Raw genomic sequence first — 19592 nt, forward strand, 5'->3', positions numbered from 1 at the left:
CCCCACGGTCCACCAGTGAGAAGTCAGGCGTCGACGGGGGCGGACCGGCGGATGGCGGGCGCGTCGAGGGCCCGGGTCCCGGCGCTTCGTCAGCCGCTCTCGGCGTACCAGGTCTGCTGGACGGTGCGGCGCATCGCGAGCCGCTGCCGGGTCTGGGCCACGATGCCGATCACGGCGAGGACGACCAGGGTCAGGTACCAGCCCCAGCCGGCGTGCACGGCCTGCGAGAAGTCCCCTCGGGTGAAGTCGGCGGAGTTGATCGTGCCCACCAGCAGCATCAGGCCGGCGACGACGCTGACGGCCCCGGCCAGCGCGCTGACGACGGCTAGGACGATCATCGGCAGGTTCGCGACGACCGCCACCAGGCCGAGCGCGGCGCCGACGACGATGCCCACGAGCACGGCGACCCAGTTCCAGCTGATGCCCAGGGCGACGACGAGGCCCGAACCGATCGCGAAGCCGAACGCGGCCATGGCGATGACGACGGCCACCGCGAAGTAGAGGTACGCCAGGAGGGCGAAGACCAGGGCGCACACGAACCCCGACACCCAACCCAGCACGGTGCCGAGGAAGTGCTCATCGGCAAGTTCCGCGAAAAGCCCTGCCCCGAAGGCGAATCCGGCGAAGAAGCCCCAGATGGGGAGGATCAGGCGCAGCACCAGTTGTCCGGCGAAGAGCATGAAGCCACCGGCAACGATCGCGAAGAGGCCCAGCACGATGTCTGCCATGCCCCAATGTAGGGCGCCCCGCGGTCGCTGCGTGCGTGAACGCAGCACCTTGGGTTCGGGCAGCCGCGCGGGTGGGCCCCCGACCGGCAGCGCGGTGTCGCTACTGCCACCAGGTCGCGGCCAACCAGACGGCCAACGCGACCTCGACACCGGCTCCCACCAGCAGCGTCGCGACCAGGAGGGCGGCCTTGGCGACGTTGGTCCGCGACGACAAGAGGATCCTGCTGTTGCACGGCAATGCCAACGCGACGACCAGCCACCCCAGGCTGCCCTTGATCGGCAGCCCCAGCAGGAACGGCAGCAGCGCCAGGACCTTCAGGCCGAGCGGGACCGGCGGCCCGACGGGGTACGCCGTACCGTCGACGACCAGCCGATGGGTCCCCGGCAGGGCACCCGTGACCGTGGCCTCGACGTTCGTCGGGATCCCCGGGAGGGTGACCCGGCGATGGAAGATGCCGCGCGGCCTGAAGCGCCGACCCTCCACCGTGAAGGCCAGGCCGTCCCAGAGCGAGAAGTCGCTGAGGACGGGGGCGGTCACACGGGGGATCCTCCCCACCTCGAACGGCATGGACGCGATGCTGGCAGATGGTCGTCGTCCACGGGGCCTTTCGGCCCCTCGCGCGCCCGAGACCGACGGCGGACGCCGGCCGAACCGTCCCGCCGCGCGGGTCAGCCCCGGTGGGTCACGCCGGGAAGCACGACGCGTTGGCGGACCCGGTGATCCGGACGTCCAGGCTCGCCACGTTGTTCGCGGGGTTCGGGTCGGTCGCGGTCCACGCCGACGCCGTGACCCACCACAGGCGTCGGGCCGGAGGGCCCCCGGCCTGAATGAGGCACGCAGTCGCGGAGAAGGTGACGGTGCGGGACTGCCCCGGCGCCAGGTCACCGATGACGCAGAACTGGTCCCCGCAGTCGGAGGTGAACCGGCCGAACTGGTCCGACCCGCTGGCCAGCACCTCGGCCGCAGGAGCGGTCGCGTCGCCCAGGTTCGTCACGGTCACCGTCCACGTCGCGGTCTCGCCGGACCGCACGTGTGGACCACCGGGTGCACCCCACGTGATCGTCACGCCGAGGTCCGGCGTGCCGTCCTCGGCCGAGGCCGGCCACGCGGTGCCGACCACGGCCAGCAGGGCCGCAAGTGTCGTCATGGCTCGTTTCATCGGATGCCCCCTGCACCAGTAGAGCCTCGAGCCGACCTCTGGCCGAGGAAGGCTCCTCGTGCGTCCACCGTCCTCCGCGGCGCGGCCGGGCGCCTCGTGCATCTGCGGTAGGCGCCCGCCCGCGAGGCACCCCGCCCGCGAGGCACCCCGCCCGCGAGGCGCATCGCCGCGCCGTCGGCGGTGGCTCAGCCGCGCAGCTCCATGCGCGTCTCCGGGGGCTCGTCGTCCGGCCAGCCGTCGGGAACTCCCTTGTCCACGAAGCCGACCCGCTCGTACGCGGTGCGGGCCCGGGTGTTGTCGCTGCGGACCATGAGGTAGGTCCTCCTGCCCTGACCCGCAGCCCAGTCCACCACTGCGCCGATGAGCCGGCCGGCGACACTCGTGCCGCGTGCAGACGGGTCCACCCACATGGAGATCAGCTCGACCCAGTCCTCTCCGTCGGGCTGCCCGCTCACGACGCCGAGCACCGCCGAGTCCTCGCGCGCCAGCAGCGTGAGCGGCACCTGCGTCAGGCGCGACCGCCAGCGCTCCGTGGGGGCCTCGACCCAGTCCCGGTAGCGGGAGCCGAAGGCAGAGGGGGACTCGGACAGCGAGGCCAGCCGCACCGCCCGGAACGTCTCCCAGTCGTCGGGCCCGATGCGCGTGATCTCCACGCGGCAGAACCTAGCAAGGGCCGACGCCCCGCCGGTCGTCAGAGGGGGACGAGACGGAGCGAGGCGAGCACGCGTTGCTGGTCGGCGAGGACGCGATGGCTCGTGTCCGGGAACCACGACCGCTCGACGAGAACCCGCTCGCGTCGCACGACGACGACCCACAGCTCGACGAGCTGGTGCTGGCCCGCCATCGGGCGGTAGGTCATGAGGCCGTTGTTGTCGCACAGGCCGGCCTTCGGGTCGTCGAGCCGAGCCACCAGGTGGACACCCGACCCTCCGAATCGCGTGACGGGAGAGGCGGGTTCGATGATGCGGAGCGGGTACCGCGTGACGATGGCGCGCGCCAGGTCGGCCGGGGTGGGGCCCGGGTCCGCAGGCGGGTGCTCCTGGTCCTGGCACGGTCCGTAGGGGATCGTCCCCAGCTCCATGACGCGGACGCCGGCGTCCTCCTGCACGAACGACGGCTGCTGCGTCACGACGCCCTGCTCGAAGAGCCACCAGCCGCCGCCCGGGACGGTGAGCTCCACGGCCAGCCGCGACCCTGACGCGACGGGGTAGAGGTTGCCCGGCATGCGCAGCCGGTAGGTCGCCCCGGGCCGGACGGCGCTCAGGGTCCGGAACGCGTACGCGTCCCGGTCGACGAGGGCCGGCGCCTCGGCGACGGTGTAGTCGCGAGACGCGCCCGCCGGCAGGGGCGTCGCGTCACCGTTCGCCTCGGGCGCCGACGCTCCGCCGGGCCGCGCGTCCGGGCGCGCGTCGGGGAGCACGCCCACCGGAGGCGACGCGGACCCACCTCGCGTCGAGCCGGTGCAGGCCGCGAGCCCCATGAGGAGCCCGACGAGGAGCCCGACGACGAGCGCGACGCCACCTGCGCCGCGCACCCCGCGGCCCCGACGCCGCCCGGTGACCGGGTGTCGCGGCGTCGGCCATCGTCGGCGACTCGCCACGCCGGCCACGGCGCCTCCTGCTCAGACCGTGCGGGGCCGAGAGGGTCCGGCCCCGCCACCCCCAGTCTGCGCCTGCCCACCCGGCCCGGCCCAGCACCGAACCGGTCGCCGACCGTCGAAGAGGGGTCAGCCGAGCGACTCGGCGAGGGAGACGATGATCCCGGACGGCCCGCGGACGTAGCAGAGCCGGTAGAGGTCCTCGTACTGCACGACCTCGCCGACGAGCTCGCCCCCGTGCGGACGCAGCGCCGTGACTGTGGCGTCGACGTCGTCGACGGCGAACATGACGCTGCGCAGGCCGAGCACGTTGCCGAGGGCGTTGCGCGGCTCGGGCTCCACCGAGGCAGGGGAGTGGAACCGCGTCAGCTCGAGACGGCCCTCACCGCCCGGGGTGCGCATCATCGCGATGTCGACGCGGATGCCGTCGAGTGCGTTGAGGCGGTCCACCGCCTCGCCCTCGATCGGCGGCTCTCCCTCGAGCTCGAGGCCGAGCGCCCCGAAGAACGCCTTGGCCCCCTCGAGGTCGTCGACGACGACGCTCACGTGGTCCATCCGGATCGTCATGCTCGTTCTCCTCCGTCATCGTCGCGGCCCGTCGTGGCCGCTCCTGCCCCCTGGGACGGAGCCGGCGTCGCGTTCTCGACATCGCCCGGCCCACCCCGCCGGACATCTCGGACGCGTCCGGCGTGCCCGACGTAGCAGAGCACGACCGTGGCCACGAGGTAGACGACGACCGGCCAGGTCCACGCCTCACGCGCCTGCAGCACGAGGACCGCGAGCACGGCCTGCATCGCGGCGAAGGTGTGACGCCGCACGCGGAACCGGCGCCGCAGGCCGACGGCGAGGGCGGCGAACACGGCGGCACCGCCCACACCCAGCACGGCCACGACGATCCCGATGCCGACGCCCAGCCCGGCGAGGTCGCTGCCGTTGTCGGGGCTGGCCGACTCGAGCGCGTAGACGACGCCGAAGCCCGCGGCGACCGCCGACGCCAGAGCCTGCAGGCACGCGATCACCACCACCGAGCGCTCGGCCACCCTTGCGAAGCCCGCCGGCGAGCCGGCGCCCGGAGGCGTCGGGTGTCGCTCGTCGGCGGAGGACCGACTCGTGCTGCGCATCCCCGTAGTCTGCTGCGCCGCCGCAGGACCCGCACCCCGGCCGATCCGGCGCTAGGGTCGGTGCCCACAGGGGAAGGGTTCGACATGGCCATCTACCGCAAGGGCGCCGACCCGGTCGCGCTGCGTGCCTCGGCACGCCGCCTCGAGCTGTGCGCGACGACGGCCGGCGAGGTCTGCGACACCGCCGGGCGGGCCGTGTCCTCGCTGCGCTCGCAGTGGGGCGGCGGTGACCTCGAGCACCTCGCCGGGTCCTGGCCGGCGGCCGAGTCGCAGATCCGCGCCCTGCGCGACACCATCACCCGGATGAGCCGGACGCTCGAGCGCCAGGCCGGCCAGCAGGACGACACGAGCACCGGCACCGGCACCGGCCCGTTCGCCGGCGGAGCAGGCGGCTCGGGAGGCCCTGCGCCCGTCCCCGACGGCGGCGACCCGCCGGCCGGGCCGACCCCCGGTCCGAAGCCGTACGTCCCGCCCGGGCCGTTCGACCAGGAGCACGTCGACGCCGCGAAGGACGCCGTCAAGGACGTCCTCGACGGACCGGGCTTCTGGTCGATGGACGGCAACCGCGACGACCTCGAGACGATGCGCGACCGCATCAACGAGCTGACACCCGCCGAGGCCGAGGCCTTCATCCAGCGGATGAGCCCGGAGGACCTCGCCCGTCTCGGCCGGATCATGAAGGACGAGGGCGGCTTCCTCTGGGTCGACGACGGGCTCGACCCGTTCGACCGGTCCGAGGTCACGAGCGGACTGCTGTCGAAGATCACGCCCGCGTCGGCGACCAAGCTGCAGGCGGCGATGCCGTGGAGCCAGCCGGGCTTCGACACCACCGACGTGGCCCTCGACGGCCAGCAGAGCCAGGACGGCGAGCACCGCAGCGACCTGCACTACGGCCTGCCGAGCGGCGAGCTCGGCACCGACGACCTCAGCGCCCAGGACGTCAACCAGGGCAGCTTCAGCGACTGCTGGGCCATCGCCTCGCTCACCGCGACGACCCAGGCCGACCCCGACTTCGTCAGGGACAACATCACCGTCAACCCCAACGGCACCGTCGACGTCCGGCTCTTCGACCACGACGGCAACCCGCGTGTCGTCACCGTCACGGCCGACCTCCCGCTCGACGCCAACGGCAACCCCGTCGGCGCACACGGCACCAACGGTGAGACGTGGCCGGCCTACTACGAGAAGGCGTTTGCCGTCGTGTACGGGGAGGACGACGGTGGCGCGCCCGACGGCAAGAGCGGCGCCCCGTACGACGTCGAGGAGCAGGGCACCTACGGCGCCGTCGAGTGGGACTACAACGACAAGGCACCCTCGTACATCACCGGCAACGAGGCCCACGGCGTCGACGGGTTCGACGGCGCCGTCCGGGCGTTCAACGACAAGCAGGGCGTCATCGTCAGCACGCCCTCCGACGCCCCGGCCGACGCGCCCGAGGGCTACGTCACCCGGCACGTGTACTACGTCCAGAGCGTCAACGCCGACGGCACCGTGACCCTCGGCAACCCGTGGGGGCCCGATGCCACGAAGATCACCGTGAACCACGACGAGTTCGACCGACTCTTCGACGACCCCCAGGCGATGCAGCCGAGGAGCTGACGTGACCCGCGACCCCCGCCCCGCCCGACGCGCCCGCACCCCCGCGCTCGCCGTCGCCGCCCTCGCCGCCCTCGCCGTCGTGCTCGGCGGCTGCCAGAAGGAGACCCCCATGAGCGACCCGACCTCGAGCGCCGACGCCTCGGCCTCGGCGTGCGAGAAGCAGCCCGGCGACGTGTCGGTGCTGCGCGGCGGCACCTTCCCGCTCGACGCCGCGGCGACGCTGCGCGCCGGCCTGCAGTACGAGGTCAAGGCGGACCCGCGCACGTGGAAGGTGATGTTCATGGGCGCCGGCGTCAGCGAGTCGCACGACCTCGCCGCAGGTGACACCGTCACGGTCGCCGGCCACACCGTCACCGTCCGCGACGCGTGCGCCGACAAGATCGTGCTCACCCTCGGCGACGGCGGTTCGGGCGCCACGGGCTGATCCCGTCGCCCCGGCCCGCCCCGCACCGGTCCCGTGCCCGACACCCCGGACACCGTCGACCTCACCCTCGAGGAGCTGCGAGAGGTCACCGCGTTCGCGACGCGCTGCGCCGAGACCGTCCTGCCGCTGTACGAGCGGGCCCTGCCGGACGACCCGCGCCCTCGCGAAGCCGTCGAGGCCGCAGGGGAGTTCGCGGGCGGAGCCGCGCGCAGCAAGGCCTTGAGGACGGCGGCCTGGGCCGCCTACCGGGCTGCCCTAGAGGCGCCCGACCCTGTGGCGTCGAACGCCGCGCACGCGGCCAGCGCCGCGTGCGGTGCAGCCTTCCTGCACCCGCTCGCCAAGGCGACCCAGGTCAAGCACGTCGTCGGCTCGGCGGCGTACGCGGCCCTCGCGGTCGAGCTGGACGCAGGCGACTCGGGCGCTGCCGACGCCGTCGTCGCCCGGGTGGTGGGCCACGCGTCGCCGGTCGTGGTGGACGTGCTCCGGCGCTTCCCCGACGCTCCCGGCGGTGGCGGACGCGTCGGTGGGCTCGTGCGGGCCGTCGACGCGGCCCTCCGCGCGCGCTGACCGTACCCGCCGGCCTCGCCCATCGATCTCGCGCCGTCCGGCGAGCCGCGCGGCCCGGCGGGCGGGATACTGGCCGGCAGGGACCGAGACACCCGACAGACCCGACGATCGCCGACGGAGGGCCGCCATGGGACGGACGCGTGCGCAGCTGTGCGCCGCCGCGGGCTCCGTCCTGCTCGCCCTCGGCGCACCTGCGCTCGGCGGCTGCACCTCGGCCGGGCCCGACCCGGGGCTCACGACGCGCGTCGGGACCTCCCTGGCGGGCGTCGAGGTGCTCCTGGAGACGCACTGCGGCGTGCGCTACCTCGTCGTCGACGGCAACTGGTTCGAGCGGGCCGGGGGACTGCTCGACGACGGTCAGGGCAACCCGCCCGCGGGCTGGGGCAACCCCTACCACGCGGGGCGCGTCGTCCTCCTCGACGGCATCGCACAGTTCTCCGACGACGCCGGGCACCACGAGACCTTCCACCGCCTCGGGGTCGCCCCGACGATCCGCTGCGCCTGACCGCGGCGCACCCAGCCGACGCACAGGCGTCGGTCCCGGGCCGGGCGTGTCCCATTGGTTAGCCTGCAGGAATGACCGAAGCCCCCAGGCGCGACCCTGCCCTCACGGCCGAGTCCACCTCGGGCGATCCCCGTGCCGACCGCGTCGCCGCGGCGGTGCGCACGTGGCAGCGCGCCCTCGTCGACCTCGGCGGTCGCAACACCCTGCTCTGGTACCGCGACCTGCCCTCCGGCACGCTCGACCTCACGACCGCCCACCCCGGCGGCGTCTCGATGCTGCTCGCCGGGCGCCGCACGCGCCTGTCCGACCTCTTCCGCGAGCCCGCGGCTCTGGAGGAGGCCCGACGCCGGGCCCGCGCCATCCGGTCCAAGGCCCTCGAGCTGCGCGAGGAGCGCGGCATCGCGGCCGGGTTCGTGGCCATCGGCATGGCCACGTGGTCGGTGCCCCGGGCCGCCCGCCCGCCGGCCGCCCCGGTGCTGCTGCGCGCCTGCGTGCTGCGCCCCACCGGCGCCGCCCAGGACGACTTCGAGATCGACCTCGGCCCCGAGGTGGAGTTCAACCCGGTGCTGCGCGAGTACCTGCGCTCCGAGCAGGGCATCGAGGTCGACGGCGACGCCCTGGCCGACCTCGCCACCGGTCCCGCAGGCTTCGACGCCCTCCCCGTGTACGACGCGCTGCGCGCGCAGTGCGCGCACGTGCCCGACCTGCGGGTCGAGGAGCGCATCGTCCTCGGCACGTTCTCGTACGCCAAGCTGCCGATGGTGGCCGACCTCGCCCTGCAGGGCGGGTCCCTGGCCGACCACGACGTCGTCGCGGCCCTCGCCGGCGACGAGTCGGCGCTCGCGGCGGTGCGCCTGCGCGTGCCCGACAGCGAGCCCGACCCCGACCCGGAGCACGAGTACCTCGTCCTCGACGCCGACTCCTCGCAGCACGCGGCCATCGACGCCGTGCGGGCCGGGGCCCACCTCGTCGTCAAGGGACCGCCCGGCACCGGCAAGTCGCAGACCATCGCCAACCTCATCGCGGCGCTCGCGGCCGAGGGCAAGTCGACGCTCTTCGTCGCCGAGAAGCGTGCCGCCATCGACGCCGTGCTCACCCGCCTCGACCGTCTCGGCCTCGGCGACCTCGTCCTCGACGCCTACGACGGCCCGACGAACAAGCGCGCCACGGCTCTGCAGTTCGCCCGCAGCCTCGACGCCGCGCTCCAGCACGCCGACGTCCGGGCCGACGGCACGGGCGCCGAGCTGCGCGACCGCCGCGCCCGCCTCCAGCGCCACGTCCGCGCGCTCCACGACGTGCGCGAGCCGTGGGGCGTCAGCGCGCACGACGCCGAGGAGGCGCTCGTCGAGCTCGGCATGCGCAAGCCGCCGCCGACGTCCCGGGTGCGCATCGGGGGCCGCGAGCTGTCGGCGACGAGCCGGGCCCGCGCCGTCGAGCTCGGCCGCCGGCTGCGCGACGCCGCAGGCCTCGGCGCCTGGGTGCGCGAGGGCGACGACCCGTGGTTCGGGGCCCGCATCCTCAGCGCCGACGACGCGTCGCGCGCCCTCGAGGTGACGACGCGCTACAGCACCACGGGCCTGGACGACACTGGCGACCGCCTCAACGGCATCCTCGACGAGTCCCAGGTGCCGGCCGCCGAGTCCATCAACGTGTGGGCCTCGGCCTTCGAGACGATGTCGCGCGTCCGCGAGACGCTCGAGGTGTTCCGGCCGGAGGTCTTCGACACCCCGCTGCGCGAGCACATCTCGGCCACGGCCACCCGCGACTGGCGCGAGGCCCGCGGCATCGAGATGGGCTGGATGGACCGCTGGCGGATCCGCCGGCAGACCAAGCGGCTGCTGCGCCCGGGCCGCCCACCGGCCGACCTGCACGACCGGCTCGTCGCCGCGTCCGAGCAGCGGGAGCACTGGTACGCCCTCGTCGGCGGCGGCGGCCGCCCCGAGATCTCACCGCGCCTCGACGAGGGGCTCGCGCTCCTCGCGGAGGTCAAGGGCGACCTCGACTGGCTCGACGACCGGCTGCCGCCGCACGACAGCCGGCCGCCGCTGACCGACCTGCCCCTCGACGAGCTGCGCGAGCGTCTCGCCGCGCTCGCGGCACGTCCCGACCGCGTCGGCGTCCTGCCGCAGGTGACGAGCATCCTCGACGAGATGCGCTCGGCCGGGCTGGGCCCGCTCGTCGACGACCTGGCGCGCCGGGGCGTCGGCACCGAGCAGGTCACGGCCGAGGTCGACCACGTCTGGTGGGCCTCGGTGGCCCAGGAGGTCACGGTCCGCGACCCCGCCTACGGTGCCCACGACGGCGCGGGCCTGCGCCGGGACGTCGCCGAGTACGTCGAGGCCGACCGCGCCCACCAGGACGCGACCGTCGCCCGCGTGCGCGACGCCGTGGCCCGCAACGTCCGTGAGGTGCTCGAGGACCACCCCGCGCAGGAGGCGCTGGTTCGCGCCGAGGCCGGAAAGGCCCGACGGCACAAGCCACTTCGCGACCTCGTGCCGCAGGCGTCGGCTGCCCTCACGGCGATCAAGCCGTGCTGGGCGATGAGCCCGCTCGTGGTCGCCTCGACCCTGCCGCCCGGCAAGTGGTTCGACGTCGTCGTCTTCGACGAGGCCTCGCAGGTCCAGCCGGCTCAGGCGATCTCGGCGATCAGCCGCGCACGCCAGGTCGTCGTCGCCGGTGACGAGCGCCAGCTGCCGCCGACGAACTTCTTCACGGTCGTGTCCGACGACGAGACCGCTCCGGCCCAGGCCGACGACACCCTGACCGAGGGCTTCGAGTCGGTCCTCGACGTGCTCGCCGCGACGCTGCCGACGCGCAGCCTGACGTGGCACTACCGCAGCCGCGACGAGCGGCTCATCGCCTTCGCCAACGACGCCGTCTACGACGGTGGCCTGACGACCTTCCCGGGCACCTCGATCGAGTCGGCGGTCACCTTCGAGCCGGTCGACGGCCAGGCCACGCTGCAGCCGGGGGTCGACACCATCGAGACGACCGACGCGGAGGTGGCGCGGGTCGTCGAGCTCGTCCTCGAGCACGCCCGCACCCGCCCCACCGAGTCGCTCGGCGTCATCGCGCTCGGCATCAAGCACGCCGACCGGCTCGACGACGCCGTCACCGACGCCCTGCGCCGGGCCCCCGACGTCGCCGACTTCTTCGACACCGACCGGCCCGAGCGGTTCTTCGTCAAGAACCTCGAGCGGGTCCAGGGCGACGAGCGCGACGCGATCATCCTGTCGATCGGCTACGGCAAGACCCCGCACGGCCGGGTGCTGCACCGGTTCGGACCCCTCAACATCGAGGGGGGCGAGCGGCGGCTCAACGTCGCCATCACCCGGGCCCGGCAGCGGATGACCGTCGTGTCGGCGCTGCGGGCCTCCGACCTCGACCCCGAGCGGCTCAAGGCCCGGGGCGCGGTCATGCTGCGCGACTTCCTGGCCTACGCAGAGACCGGCGGCCGCCGCGGCGACGACGGCACTCTCTTCGCGGCCAACCCGCCCAGCGGCGACCCGCTGCGCAGGGACCTCGCCGAGCGGCTGCGCCGGGAGGGCCTCACCGTCCACGAGGACTACGGCTCGGCGAGCCAGCGCATCGACCTCGCCGTGGAGGACCCGTACCACCGGGGTCGCGGCCTCATCGCCGTCGAGACCGACGGCGACCGCTACGCCGCCCTGCGCAGCACCCGCGACCGCGACCGGCTGCGCCCCGAGCAGCTGACCCGTCTGGGCTGGATCCACGAGCGGGTCTGGAGCACCGACGTGTTCCGCGACCCCGCACGCGAGATCTCCCGCATCGTCACGATGGCCCGAGAGACCCGACCGCCGGCGCCCGAGCCCGGACCGGTGTCCGGGACCCCATCCGCCGAGCTGCCCGGGGACGCGGCCCCGACGCAGACCGCGCCGACCGCGGCGGACGCGTCCGGCGACGGCACGAGCGCCGACGCCGCCACGCCGGACGCCGGTGCCGAGGCCCGCACCGACGAGAAGGTCGGCGCGGCGCCCCGGCGCAAGCGGCGTCGGGTGTTCCGCCGCGGGACCGCCGAGACCGCGGCCGACGACCCGATCGAGGACCTCACACCGGCGCCCACGGGCGGCCGGAGCCGCGACGACACCGACCTCGGATGGGGTGGTGCGCGTGGCGGGGACTCCGACAGCCGCGACCAGTGGCTCCAGGACCAGCGCCCGCCCCACTACGAGTGAGGGTGACGGCCGGGCGCAGCGATGGTCGGGGGTTGTGCTGGGCAGGGCGGGCCGCGGGAATGAGCCGTGCACCCGGGGCGTTGGTGAGCGCATGAACACCACCCCTTTCCAGCTGCGACTGTCGTTCGCGCAAGGGCTCTTCGAGCGGGGTGACCACCTCGCCGCTGCCACTGCGCTCGCCAACCTCGTCGACGAGGCCGACGCGCAGGCCGTGGAGCTCACCACGGCCACCGAGGCCGGCTGGGCGCCGCACTCGACCACCGACCTGCGTCTGCTGCTCGCCCGCGCCTACTTCCACTCGGCGCAGTTCCGGCATGCCGAGGAGACGCTCCAGCGGATCATCGAGGAGTGCCCGACCGACGCGTACGCGCACCTGCTGCTCGGGCGCACGCTCCAGCGGGCCGGGCGGCACGCCGAGGCCGCGCGACCCCTCGCGCTCGCGGAGGTCTACGGCGGCTACGAGCGGCCGCAGGCCTACGGCGGCCCGGTCCTCGGTCACGGCGACGGCGACGACGAGGCCTGACCCCCCGCGCCCACTGCTGCGTCACTGCCCCTCCACGCGGGGCACTGACGTAGGGGGTGGGGTCCCGGCGCTACGTCACTGCCCCTCCTCGCGGGGCACTGACGTAGCGGGTGGGGTCCCGGCGCTACGTCACTGCCCCTCCTCGCGGGGCACTGACGTAGCGGGTGGGGTCCTGGCGCTACGCCGATGCCACCCCTCGCGGGGGTTCGGTGTCCGCGGCGCCGGAGGGTGAGCGCGTCCAGACGACGGACGGGGCGGGAGCATCGTGCTCCCGCCCCGTCGCGGCGTCATGGGGTCCGCCGTCGCGGACCGGGCGGCTCAGCGTGCCCGCAGCGCGTCGCGGATCTCGGTGAGCAGGATGATCTCCTCGGAAGGCGCCTCGGGCTCGGGCTCGATGCCCTGCTTGCGCCGCTCGGCGAGCTTGTTCAGCGGTGCGACGACGATGAAGTACACGGCGGCCGCCACGATGAGGAAGCCGACCAGGGCCGTGAGGAACGCGCCGATGGCGACGCCGCCGGGCTTGAACGACGAGAAGTCGGGCTTGCCGCCGATCTTGCCGATGAGGTCCATGATGACGACGACGAACGCGTCGACGACCTTGGCGAACGCCGTGCCGATGACCACTGCGACAGCGAGGTCGACGACGTTGCCCCGCATGATGAAGTCTTTGAATCCCTTGAGCACTGAAGGTCCCCTTCACGTCTGCCCCCGAACCGGGATCGGGCGTCGCGACGAGCCTACTGCGGCGTCGCGACCGGCTGCCGGATGGCGACGACGAAGCTCTGCCCGGCCTCGAGGGCGCTGAGTCCGCGGGCGACCCGGGTGGCGTCGTCGGGCCCGAGGGACAGGGTGACCTGCGGCGGGTGCGAACTGCCCAGTGCACCAGACTCGCTCGCGTCGCGGACGGCGAGCACGACGACGTCCGAGGCGGCGCGCTCGCCGGTGCCCGTGGCGTAGAGGTCGACGCGCGCACCCGGCCGTGCGCCGGCGCCGGTGGCATCGACGACCGGCACGGTGAGCGCCACGTGGTCGGCGGGTTGCCCGGCCAGGACCGACCCGCCCAGCAGCCGGTTTGGGGTCACGGCCTCACGGGCGAGCAGCGGCCCGGCGGCGGCCCGGCCCACGACGGCGGCCGGGTCGGAGACGGCGCCGTCCGGTCGGTCGGCGGCGGCACGCTGCACGACGGCGAGGTCGTCGGCCACGAGCACGGCCCCGGCCGCGACGTCGCGGGCGGCGACGACCGTCGGCACCCCGGCGGTGCCGGCCGCTCGCGGGGAGAGGGCTCCGAGGCCGACCCACACCGCGACCCCGGCCAGCAGCGCCGCGACCACCCGCCGCCGGCGCAGCCTGCGAGCCGCCCGCCGGCGCGGGCCGGCCGGAAGCGGTCGACCGCGCCGGCCGGCCCGCGCGAGGCCGGCTCCACCGAGCGCCCTGCCGAGCGCCGAGTCGCCGGCACGCCCGGTCGGCGGGCCCGTGAGACGCGGTGCGCGCGGCTGCGAGGACCCCGAGCCGGACATCAGGGGAGCGGGAAGGGCAGCTCGAGGCCGTCGAGGGCCCGGCGGCACGGGCACGTGGCGTCGTCGTCGGCCTCGTGCGCGGGCAGCTGGCCGATGGCGTCGCGCAGCACCGACTTGAGCCGCTCGACGTTGGTGCCGAAGACGCGCAGCACCTCCTCGTGGGTGACGGCCTCGCCGCCCTCGACCCCGGCGTCGGCGTCGGTGACGAGGGCGATCGTCGTGAAGCACATCGCGAGCTCGCGGGCGAGCGCAGCCTCGGGCATCGCCGTCATGCCGACGATCGACCACCCGGCCTGCTGGTGCCACACCGACTCGGCCCGCGAGGAGAACCGCGGCCCGTTGACGACGACGAGCGTGCCCTCGGGCTCGACCTCGAACCCGGCCAGGCGCGCCGCGTCGACGGCGACCTGCCGGCCGTTCGGGCAGTACGGGTCGGCGAAGCCGACGTGCACGACGGGGCCCTCGACGTCGTACACCGTGTGCTCGCGACCCCACGTGCGGTCGACGACCTGGTCGGGCACGACGACGGTGCCCGGCCCCTGCTCGGGGCGCAGCGACCCCACCGCGCACGGTGCGAGCACCTGGCGCACGCCGACGGCGCGCAGCGCCCAGAGGTTGGCGCGGTAGTTGACCCGGTGCGGCGGGAACCGGTGGCCCTTGCCGTGCCGGGCCACGAAGGCGACGGACCGGCCCTCGACCTCGCCGATGACGAGGGGGTCGCTCGGGCGCCCGAACGGGGTGTCGACCTCGACGGTGTCGTAGTCGTCGAGGAAGTCGTAGAGCCCGGACCCGCCGATGACGCCGATCTCGGCGCGTGGACCGCCCACGGTCGACGCCGACCCGACGGACGCGGACGCGTCGGCGGAGGGCGCGAGCAGGGCGGTGGGCTCGGCGTCGGGGTGGCTGCCGGGGGAGTCAGTCGTCATGGCCCGAGCCTAGGGCGCGGACCGGCGGCCGACGCGGGGGTCAGCCGGGGCTGGGGACGACGGGCCGCCGCCTCAGGAGGCTGTGGACGACGAGCTCGTGGCCGCGGTGGACGAGCCCGAGGAGGACGACGAGGAGCTCGACGTCGAGGAGGACGAGGACGACGAGGAGGACGAGTCGGACGAGCCGGTCGACCCCGTCGACGTGGCGCCGCTCGAGGAGTCCTTCGACGCGGAGCCGGACGACGTCGAGCCGTTGCCCGACGTGCGCGAGTCGGTCTTGTAGAAGCCGGAGCCCTTGAACGCGATGCCCACCGGGTGGATCACCTTGCGCAGCCGCGGCTCACCGCACTCCGGGCACACCGTCAGGGCGTCGTCGGTGAACGACTGGCGGATGTCGAAGGCGTGCCCGCACTCGGTGCACGCGTAGGAGTAGGTGGGCATGGAGACCTCGGTGATCGGGAGAGGAGCGGGAGACCGTCGTCCAGTCTACGTCCAGCCCGCGAGGCGTCCGTCGCGGCTGACCGCGCGGATGCGGTCGACGGTGCGGCGCCGCACCCGCGAGGTGGCCACGACGAGGAACTGGTCGCCGTGCCGCAGTGTCGTGTGCGGCTCGGGCACGAACCCCTCGCCGCCGCGCACGACGAGGGTGACGTTGGCGCCCTTCGGCAGGCGCAGCTCGAAGACCGCGACGCCGTGCAGCCGCGACTCGGCGCCCACCGAGACCTGCACGACGTCCGCGCCGATCTCGATGAGCGAGGTGGACTCGAGGTCGACGTCGACGGAGTGGACGCCCTCGGTGAGCCCGAGGCGGCGGGCGATCCACGGCAGCGTCGGGCCCTGCACCACGGTGAAGATGACGACGAGCATGAAGACGAGGTCGAAGATCCACTCGGTGTCGGGCGTGCCGGCCGTGAGGGGCACCGTGGCCAGGACGACCGGCACGGCCCCGCGCAGGCCCGCCCACGACAGGAACGCCTGCTCGCGCCAGGGCACCCGGAACCACACGGTCGACAGGACCACCGACAGCGGCCGGGCCACGAGCAGCAGCACCAGGCCGATGACGACCGCCGGCACGAGCTGCTCGTCGAGGCGGTTCGGGTCGGCGAGCAGGCCGAGGAGCACGAACAGGCCGATCTGGGCGATCCAGCCGAGCGCGTTGGCGAAGCTCTGTACGGGGGTGCGGTTGGGCAGGCCCATGTTGCCGAGGACGAGCGCCGACAGGTAGGTCGCGAGGAAGCCGCTGACGTGGATCTGCGCCGCCACGGCGTAGGCGAGCACGGTCAGGGCGACGACGCCGATGGAGAAGAGGGCCGAGGAGCCGCCGGCGACGCGTCGGAGCAGCTGGCCGCCGAGCCAGCCCACCGCGACGCCCACGACCGCGCCGCCCACCAGCTCGACGCCGGCGTGGAAGAGCAGCATCCACCACGGCTCGCCGTGGCCACCGGGAACGCCCTGCGCCGCGAAGGCGACGACGAGGATGACGACGGGCGCGTCGTTGAACCCGGACTCGGCCTCGAGCATGCCGGACAGCCGTTTGGGCAGCGGCACGTTGCGCAGCACGGCGAACACGGCGGCCGCGTCGGTCGAGCTGACGATGGCGCCGACGAGCAGCGAGATGGTCCACGAGAGCGGCAGGAACGCGTGGGCCGCCACGGCCACGACGAGCACCGACACGACGACGCCGAGGGTCGCGAGCACCGACGCGGGTGCCACCGACTCGCGGATGTTCTCCCACGACGTCGTCAGGCCGCCCTCGGCGAGGATGAGCACGAGGGCCGCGTAGCCGAGCACCCGGGTGATCGACGCGTCGTCGAACTGGATGCCCGCGCCCGCGTTGCCGAGCACGAGGCCGATGCCGAGGTAGATGAGCAGCGAGGGCAGGCCCGACCGGACCGACAGGCGCACCGCGGCGACCGCGACGAGGAGCACGACCGAACCGACGAGGAGCACGCCCGTGAGGTCGTCGAGCGTCATGGTCGACGACGTGATGGACGGCGCTCCGGTCAACGGCGGCTCCTCGGGTTCGGGCCAATCCAACCATCCGGTGCCGCCGCGCCGTGGCACGGTCCACGCCGGGTCACCCGTCGGCGGCCGGTGGCCTAGGCTCGTCGCGTGTCACGGTTGAAACGCGCCCGTCGGATCCTCCTGCTCGTCGCCGTACTCGTCGTCTTCGTGCTCGTCGGGGCCGGCGTCCTGTCGGTGGGCGTGGTGCGGCAGACGTTCCCGCAGACCACCGGCACCCTGCAGATCGAGGGGCTGAGCAGCTCGGTGTCGGTCAAGCGCGACGACCGCGGCATCCCGACGATCTACGCCGACAACGCCCAGGACCTCTTCCGGGCGCAGGGCTTCGTCAGCGCGCAGGACCGCTTCTTCGAGATGGACCTGCGCCGCCACGTGACGGCCGGGCGCCTGTCCGAGCTCGTCGGGTCCGGCGGCATCGACAGCGACAAGGTCATCCGCACCATGGGGTGGCGACGGGTCGCGGAGGCCGAGCTGCCCAAGCTCGCGCCCGAGACGCGTCAGTACCTGCAGGCCTACGCCGACGGCGTCAACGCCTACATCAAGCAGGCGGAGTCCCCGGAGAAGATGTCGCTGGAGTACACCTTCCTGCGGCGCACCAACCCCGGCTACCGCGTCGAGCCGTGGACGCCGGTCGACTCCCTCGCGTGGCTCAAGGCGATGGCCTGGGACCTGCGCGGTGACTACAACGACGAGCTGGCCCGCGCGCGCCTCTCGCGCAACCGCAACCTCAAGCAGATCCAGCTGCTCTACCCGCCCTACCCCTACGACCGCAACCAGCCGATCCTGTCCGCCGACGACTGGCAGCCGGCCGCCGCCCAGCAGGCCGCGAGCATCGAGCCCCCGGCCCTGAAGCAGCTGCGCGGCACGGACGGGCGGCACGCCGTCGACACCGCGCTCGCCGCGCTCGAGGCGGTGCCCGCGAGCCTCGGCCGCGGGTCCGACATCGGCTCCAACTCGTGGGTCGTCTCCGGCTCGCGCACGACCACGGGCAAGCCGCTGCTCGCCAACGACCCCCACCTGGGCCTGTCGATCCCGAGCGTCTGGAGCCAGGTCAACCTCCAGTGCCGCACCGTGTCGGAGGCGTGCCCGTTCCGCGTGTCGGGCTTCACCTTCTCCGGCGTGCCCGGCGTCGTCATCGGCCACAACGACAAGGTCGCGTGGGGCATGACGAACCTCGGACCCGACGTCACCGACTTCTACCTCGAGCAGACGAGCGGCGACACCTATCTGCGCGACGGCAAGCACGAGCCGGTGCGCACCCGCGACGAGACGATCAAGGTGGCCGGCGGCCCCGACGTCACCATCACGGTGCGCGGCACGGCCCACGGCCCGATCATGAGCGACGTCGTGCCCTCCATCGACGACGCCGGCGACCGGCTCGCCGTCCGTGGCGCCGCCCAGACCAACCGATTCGCCGTCTCGCTGGCGTGGACCGCGCTGACGCCGGGCACGACGGGCGATGCGATCTTCGCGCTCAACAAGGCGCAGGGCTGGGACGACTTCCGCAAGGCCGCGGCGCTGTTCACCGTGCCGTCGCAGAACCTCGTCTACGCCGACACCGAGGGCCACATCGGCTACCAGTCCCCGGGCCGCATCCCGGTGCGCCGCTCGGCCACGCCCGGCTCGCCCCCCGGCTACTGGCCGGCGCCCGGCTGGGACAGCCAGTGGGACTGGAAGGGCTACGTGCCCTTCGAGGACCTCCCGCACACCTTCGACCCGCCGGAGGGCTTCGTCGTCACCGCCAACCAGGCCGTGACCGCCAGCCCCGAGCCGTTCCTGACGAGCGAGTGGGACTACGGCTTCCGCGCCCAGCGGATCCGCACCCTGGTCGGGGGCGCGGCGAAGGTCTCGCCCGAGCTCATGGCGCAGGTGCAGGGCGACGTCCGCAACACCTACGCGCCCTCGCTCGTCGAGCGGCTGCTCGCGGTGCAGGTCGACGACTTCACCGGCCAGGCGCAGCGCCTGCTCCGCGACTGGGACGGCAGCCAGCCGGGCGACAAGTCGCGCGACTCGGCCGCGGCCGCCTACTACAACGCGGTGTGGAAGCACCTGCTCGAGTACACCTTCGACGAGCTGCCGCCGGAGATCGCCCCCGACGGCGGGAGCCGCTGGATGGTCGTCGTCGAGCAGCTGATGAAGGACCCCAAGAACGACTGGTGGGACGACAAGACGACGCCGGGGCTCACCGAGGGTCGTGACGAGATCCTCAAGCGGGCCCTCGTCGAGGCGCGCCTCGACCTCGCCCGCGAGCTCGGCAAGGTGCCCTCGACGTGGCGCTGGGGCCGGCTGCACCAGCTCGACCTCAAGCACCCCGTCATGGGCGACCCGTCGGTGCCCCAGGTGGTGCGCGGCCTCTTCGACCGCGGCGGCATCGAGCTCGGCGGCGGCAACTCCATCGTCAACGCCAACTCTTGGAACGCCTCCGAGCCCGGCTACGGCGTCACGACCGGCCCCTCGATGAGGATGGTCGTCGACCTGTCGAACCTCGACGCGTCGACGTGGGTCAACTCGACCGGCCAGTCCGGGCACGCCTACCAGGACCACTACTCCGACCAGATCGACGCGTGGGCCGCGAACGAGGCGTTCCCGTGGCCGTTCTCCCAGGGCGCGGTCTCCGAGGCCACCGACGACGAGCTGACGCTCGTGCCGCCGGGCACGCCCCAGCCCTGAGCCGTCGGTCCTGAGCCGTCGACCCGGACGCGTCGGA

Annotated in this window: 19 protein-coding genes; 7 read left to right on the forward strand and 12 right to left on the reverse strand. The window is 73.9% G+C overall.

Going from position 1 to position 19592, the window contains the following annotated elements; all coding sequences use genetic code 11:
- Positions 1–89: 89 nt before the first annotated feature.
- The 7 genes from BIV28_RS03920 to BIV28_RS03950 form a co-directional block, all read right to left on the reverse strand.
- Positions 90–728: a DUF4203 domain-containing protein gene (locus BIV28_RS03920; protein WP_076259503.1), complete on the reverse strand. Its 639-nt coding sequence runs from the start codon at positions 726–728 to the stop codon at positions 90–92.
- Positions 729–828: 100 nt separating this feature from the next.
- Positions 829–1266 carry a hypothetical protein gene (locus BIV28_RS03925; protein WP_207555758.1) on the reverse strand — a complete coding sequence of 146 codons (438 nt, stop codon included), beginning with the start codon at positions 1264–1266 and terminating at the stop codon, positions 829–831.
- Positions 1267–1411: 145 nt separating this feature from the next.
- Positions 1412–1876 (reverse strand): CARDB domain-containing protein, encoded by a 465-nt coding sequence (locus BIV28_RS03930; protein ID WP_076259507.1) that lies wholly within the window; start codon positions 1874–1876, stop codon positions 1412–1414.
- A 197-nt stretch (positions 1877–2073) separates the two neighbouring features.
- The gene (locus tag BIV28_RS19875; protein ID WP_076259509.1) at positions 2074–2541 is read right to left on the reverse strand and encodes a GNAT family N-acetyltransferase; all 468 of its coding nucleotides are present in this window, start codon (positions 2539–2541) and stop codon (positions 2074–2076) included.
- A gap of 38 nt (positions 2542–2579) precedes the next feature.
- Complete coding sequence (locus BIV28_RS19880; RefSeq protein ID WP_076259511.1) at positions 2580–3422, reverse strand: hypothetical protein; 843 nt, start codon at positions 3420–3422, stop codon at positions 2580–2582.
- Between the two features lie 192 nt (positions 3423–3614).
- Positions 3615–4052: a VOC family protein gene (locus tag BIV28_RS03945; protein ID WP_207555759.1), complete on the reverse strand. Its 438-nt coding sequence runs from the start codon at positions 4050–4052 to the stop codon at positions 3615–3617.
- Positions 4049–4606, reverse strand: a complete 558-nt coding sequence (locus BIV28_RS03950) for a hypothetical protein (protein ID WP_207555760.1) — start codon at positions 4604–4606, stop codon at positions 4049–4051. Before BIV28_RS03950 ends, BIV28_RS03945 begins: the two co-directional genes overlap by 4 nt.
- 84 nt (positions 4607–4690) lie before the next feature.
- On the opposite strand from BIV28_RS03950, the gene BIV28_RS03955 reads away from it, so the two are divergent.
- From BIV28_RS03955 to BIV28_RS03980, 6 genes are all read left to right on the forward strand, one after another.
- Positions 4691–6205: a C2 family cysteine protease gene (locus BIV28_RS03955; protein ID WP_076259515.1), complete on the forward strand. Its 1515-nt coding sequence runs from the start codon at positions 4691–4693 to the stop codon at positions 6203–6205.
- A 1-nt stretch (position 6206) separates the two neighbouring features.
- Positions 6207–6629: a hypothetical protein gene (locus BIV28_RS03960; RefSeq protein WP_076259517.1), complete on the forward strand. Its 423-nt coding sequence runs from the start codon at positions 6207–6209 to the stop codon at positions 6627–6629.
- A gap of 33 nt (positions 6630–6662) precedes the next feature.
- Positions 6663–7196: a putative immunity protein gene (locus BIV28_RS03965; protein ID WP_076259519.1), complete on the forward strand. Its 534-nt coding sequence runs from the start codon at positions 6663–6665 to the stop codon at positions 7194–7196.
- 127 nt (positions 7197–7323) lie between these two features.
- Positions 7324–7701, forward strand: a complete 378-nt coding sequence (locus BIV28_RS03970; protein ID WP_076259521.1) for a hypothetical protein — start codon at positions 7324–7326, stop codon at positions 7699–7701.
- Positions 7702–7772: 71 nt separating this feature from the next.
- Complete coding sequence (locus BIV28_RS03975; protein ID WP_076259523.1) at positions 7773–11897, forward strand: AAA domain-containing protein; 4125 nt, start codon at positions 7773–7775, stop codon at positions 11895–11897.
- Positions 11898–11988: 91 nt separating this feature from the next.
- Positions 11989–12420 (forward strand): tetratricopeptide repeat protein, encoded by a 432-nt coding sequence (locus BIV28_RS03980; protein ID WP_076259526.1) that lies wholly within the window; start codon positions 11989–11991, stop codon positions 12418–12420.
- A 318-nt stretch (positions 12421–12738) separates the two neighbouring features.
- On the opposite strand, the gene mscL is transcribed toward BIV28_RS03980, so the two are convergent.
- The 5 genes from mscL to BIV28_RS04005 form a co-directional block, all read right to left on the reverse strand.
- Positions 12739–13104: a large conductance mechanosensitive channel protein MscL gene (gene mscL / locus BIV28_RS03985; protein ID WP_076259528.1), complete on the reverse strand. Its 366-nt coding sequence runs from the start codon at positions 13102–13104 to the stop codon at positions 12739–12741.
- A 53-nt stretch (positions 13105–13157) separates the two neighbouring features.
- Entirely contained in the window at positions 13158–13751 is a 594-nt protein-coding gene (locus tag BIV28_RS03990) for an SAF domain-containing protein (protein WP_207555761.1), read from the reverse strand.
- A 185-nt stretch (positions 13752–13936) separates the two neighbouring features.
- A complete protein-coding gene (locus tag BIV28_RS03995; RefSeq protein WP_083707018.1) occupies positions 13937–14863 on the reverse strand; it encodes an S-methyl-5'-thioadenosine phosphorylase in 927 nt (308 codons plus the stop codon).
- Positions 14864–14935: 72 nt separating this feature from the next.
- A complete protein-coding gene (locus BIV28_RS04000) occupies positions 14936–15304 on the reverse strand; it encodes an FmdB family zinc ribbon protein (RefSeq protein ID WP_076259529.1) in 369 nt (122 codons plus the stop codon).
- A gap of 45 nt (positions 15305–15349) precedes the next feature.
- Positions 15350–16870 (reverse strand): potassium/proton antiporter, encoded by a 1521-nt coding sequence (locus tag BIV28_RS04005; protein WP_242652754.1) that lies wholly within the window; start codon positions 16868–16870, stop codon positions 15350–15352.
- A gap of 105 nt (positions 16871–16975) precedes the next feature.
- On the opposite strand from BIV28_RS04005, the gene BIV28_RS04010 reads away from it, so the two are divergent.
- Positions 16976–19555, forward strand: coding sequence for a penicillin acylase family protein (locus tag BIV28_RS04010; protein WP_242652755.1), 2580 nt, complete (start codon positions 16976–16978; stop codon positions 19553–19555).
- The last annotated feature ends 37 nt before the right edge of the window (positions 19556–19592 follow it).

It is taken from the genome of Intrasporangium flavum (assembly GCF_001956915.1).
In the GTDB taxonomy this organism is placed as follows: Bacteria; Actinomycetota; Actinomycetes; order Actinomycetales; family Dermatophilaceae; genus Monashia; species Monashia flava.

What these genes read in the sequence shown, in the direction of transcription:
- BIV28_RS03995 (WP_083707018.1), bottom strand. Translation starts at nt 14,863, where the DNA reads ATGACGACTGACTCCCCCGGCAGCCACCCCGACGCCGAGCCCACCGCC.
- BIV28_RS04000 (WP_076259529.1), bottom strand. Translation starts at nt 15,304, where the DNA reads ATGCCCACCTACTCCTACGCGTGCACCGAGTGCGGGCACGCCTTCGAC.
- BIV28_RS03955 (WP_076259515.1), top strand. Translation starts at nt 4,691, where the DNA reads ATGGCCATCTACCGCAAGGGCGCCGACCCGGTCGCGCTGCGTGCCTCG.
- BIV28_RS03970 (WP_076259521.1), top strand. Translation starts at nt 7,324, where the DNA reads ATGGGACGGACGCGTGCGCAGCTGTGCGCCGCCGCGGGCTCCGTCCTG.
- BIV28_RS03920 (WP_076259503.1), bottom strand. Translation starts at nt 728, where the DNA reads ATGGCAGACATCGTGCTGGGCCTCTTCGCGATCGTTGCCGGTGGCTTC.
- BIV28_RS03930 (WP_076259507.1), bottom strand. Translation starts at nt 1,876, where the DNA reads ATGACGACACTTGCGGCCCTGCTGGCCGTGGTCGGCACCGCGTGGCCG.
- BIV28_RS03980 (WP_076259526.1), top strand. Translation starts at nt 11,989, where the DNA reads ATGAACACCACCCCTTTCCAGCTGCGACTGTCGTTCGCGCAAGGGCTC.
- BIV28_RS03975 (WP_076259523.1), top strand. Translation starts at nt 7,773, where the DNA reads ATGACCGAAGCCCCCAGGCGCGACCCTGCCCTCACGGCCGAGTCCACC.
- BIV28_RS03950 (WP_207555760.1), bottom strand. Translation starts at nt 4,606, where the DNA reads ATGCGCAGCACGAGTCGGTCCTCCGCCGACGAGCGACACCCGACGCCT.
- BIV28_RS03945 (WP_207555759.1), bottom strand. Translation starts at nt 4,052, where the DNA reads ATGACGATCCGGATGGACCACGTGAGCGTCGTCGTCGACGACCTCGAG.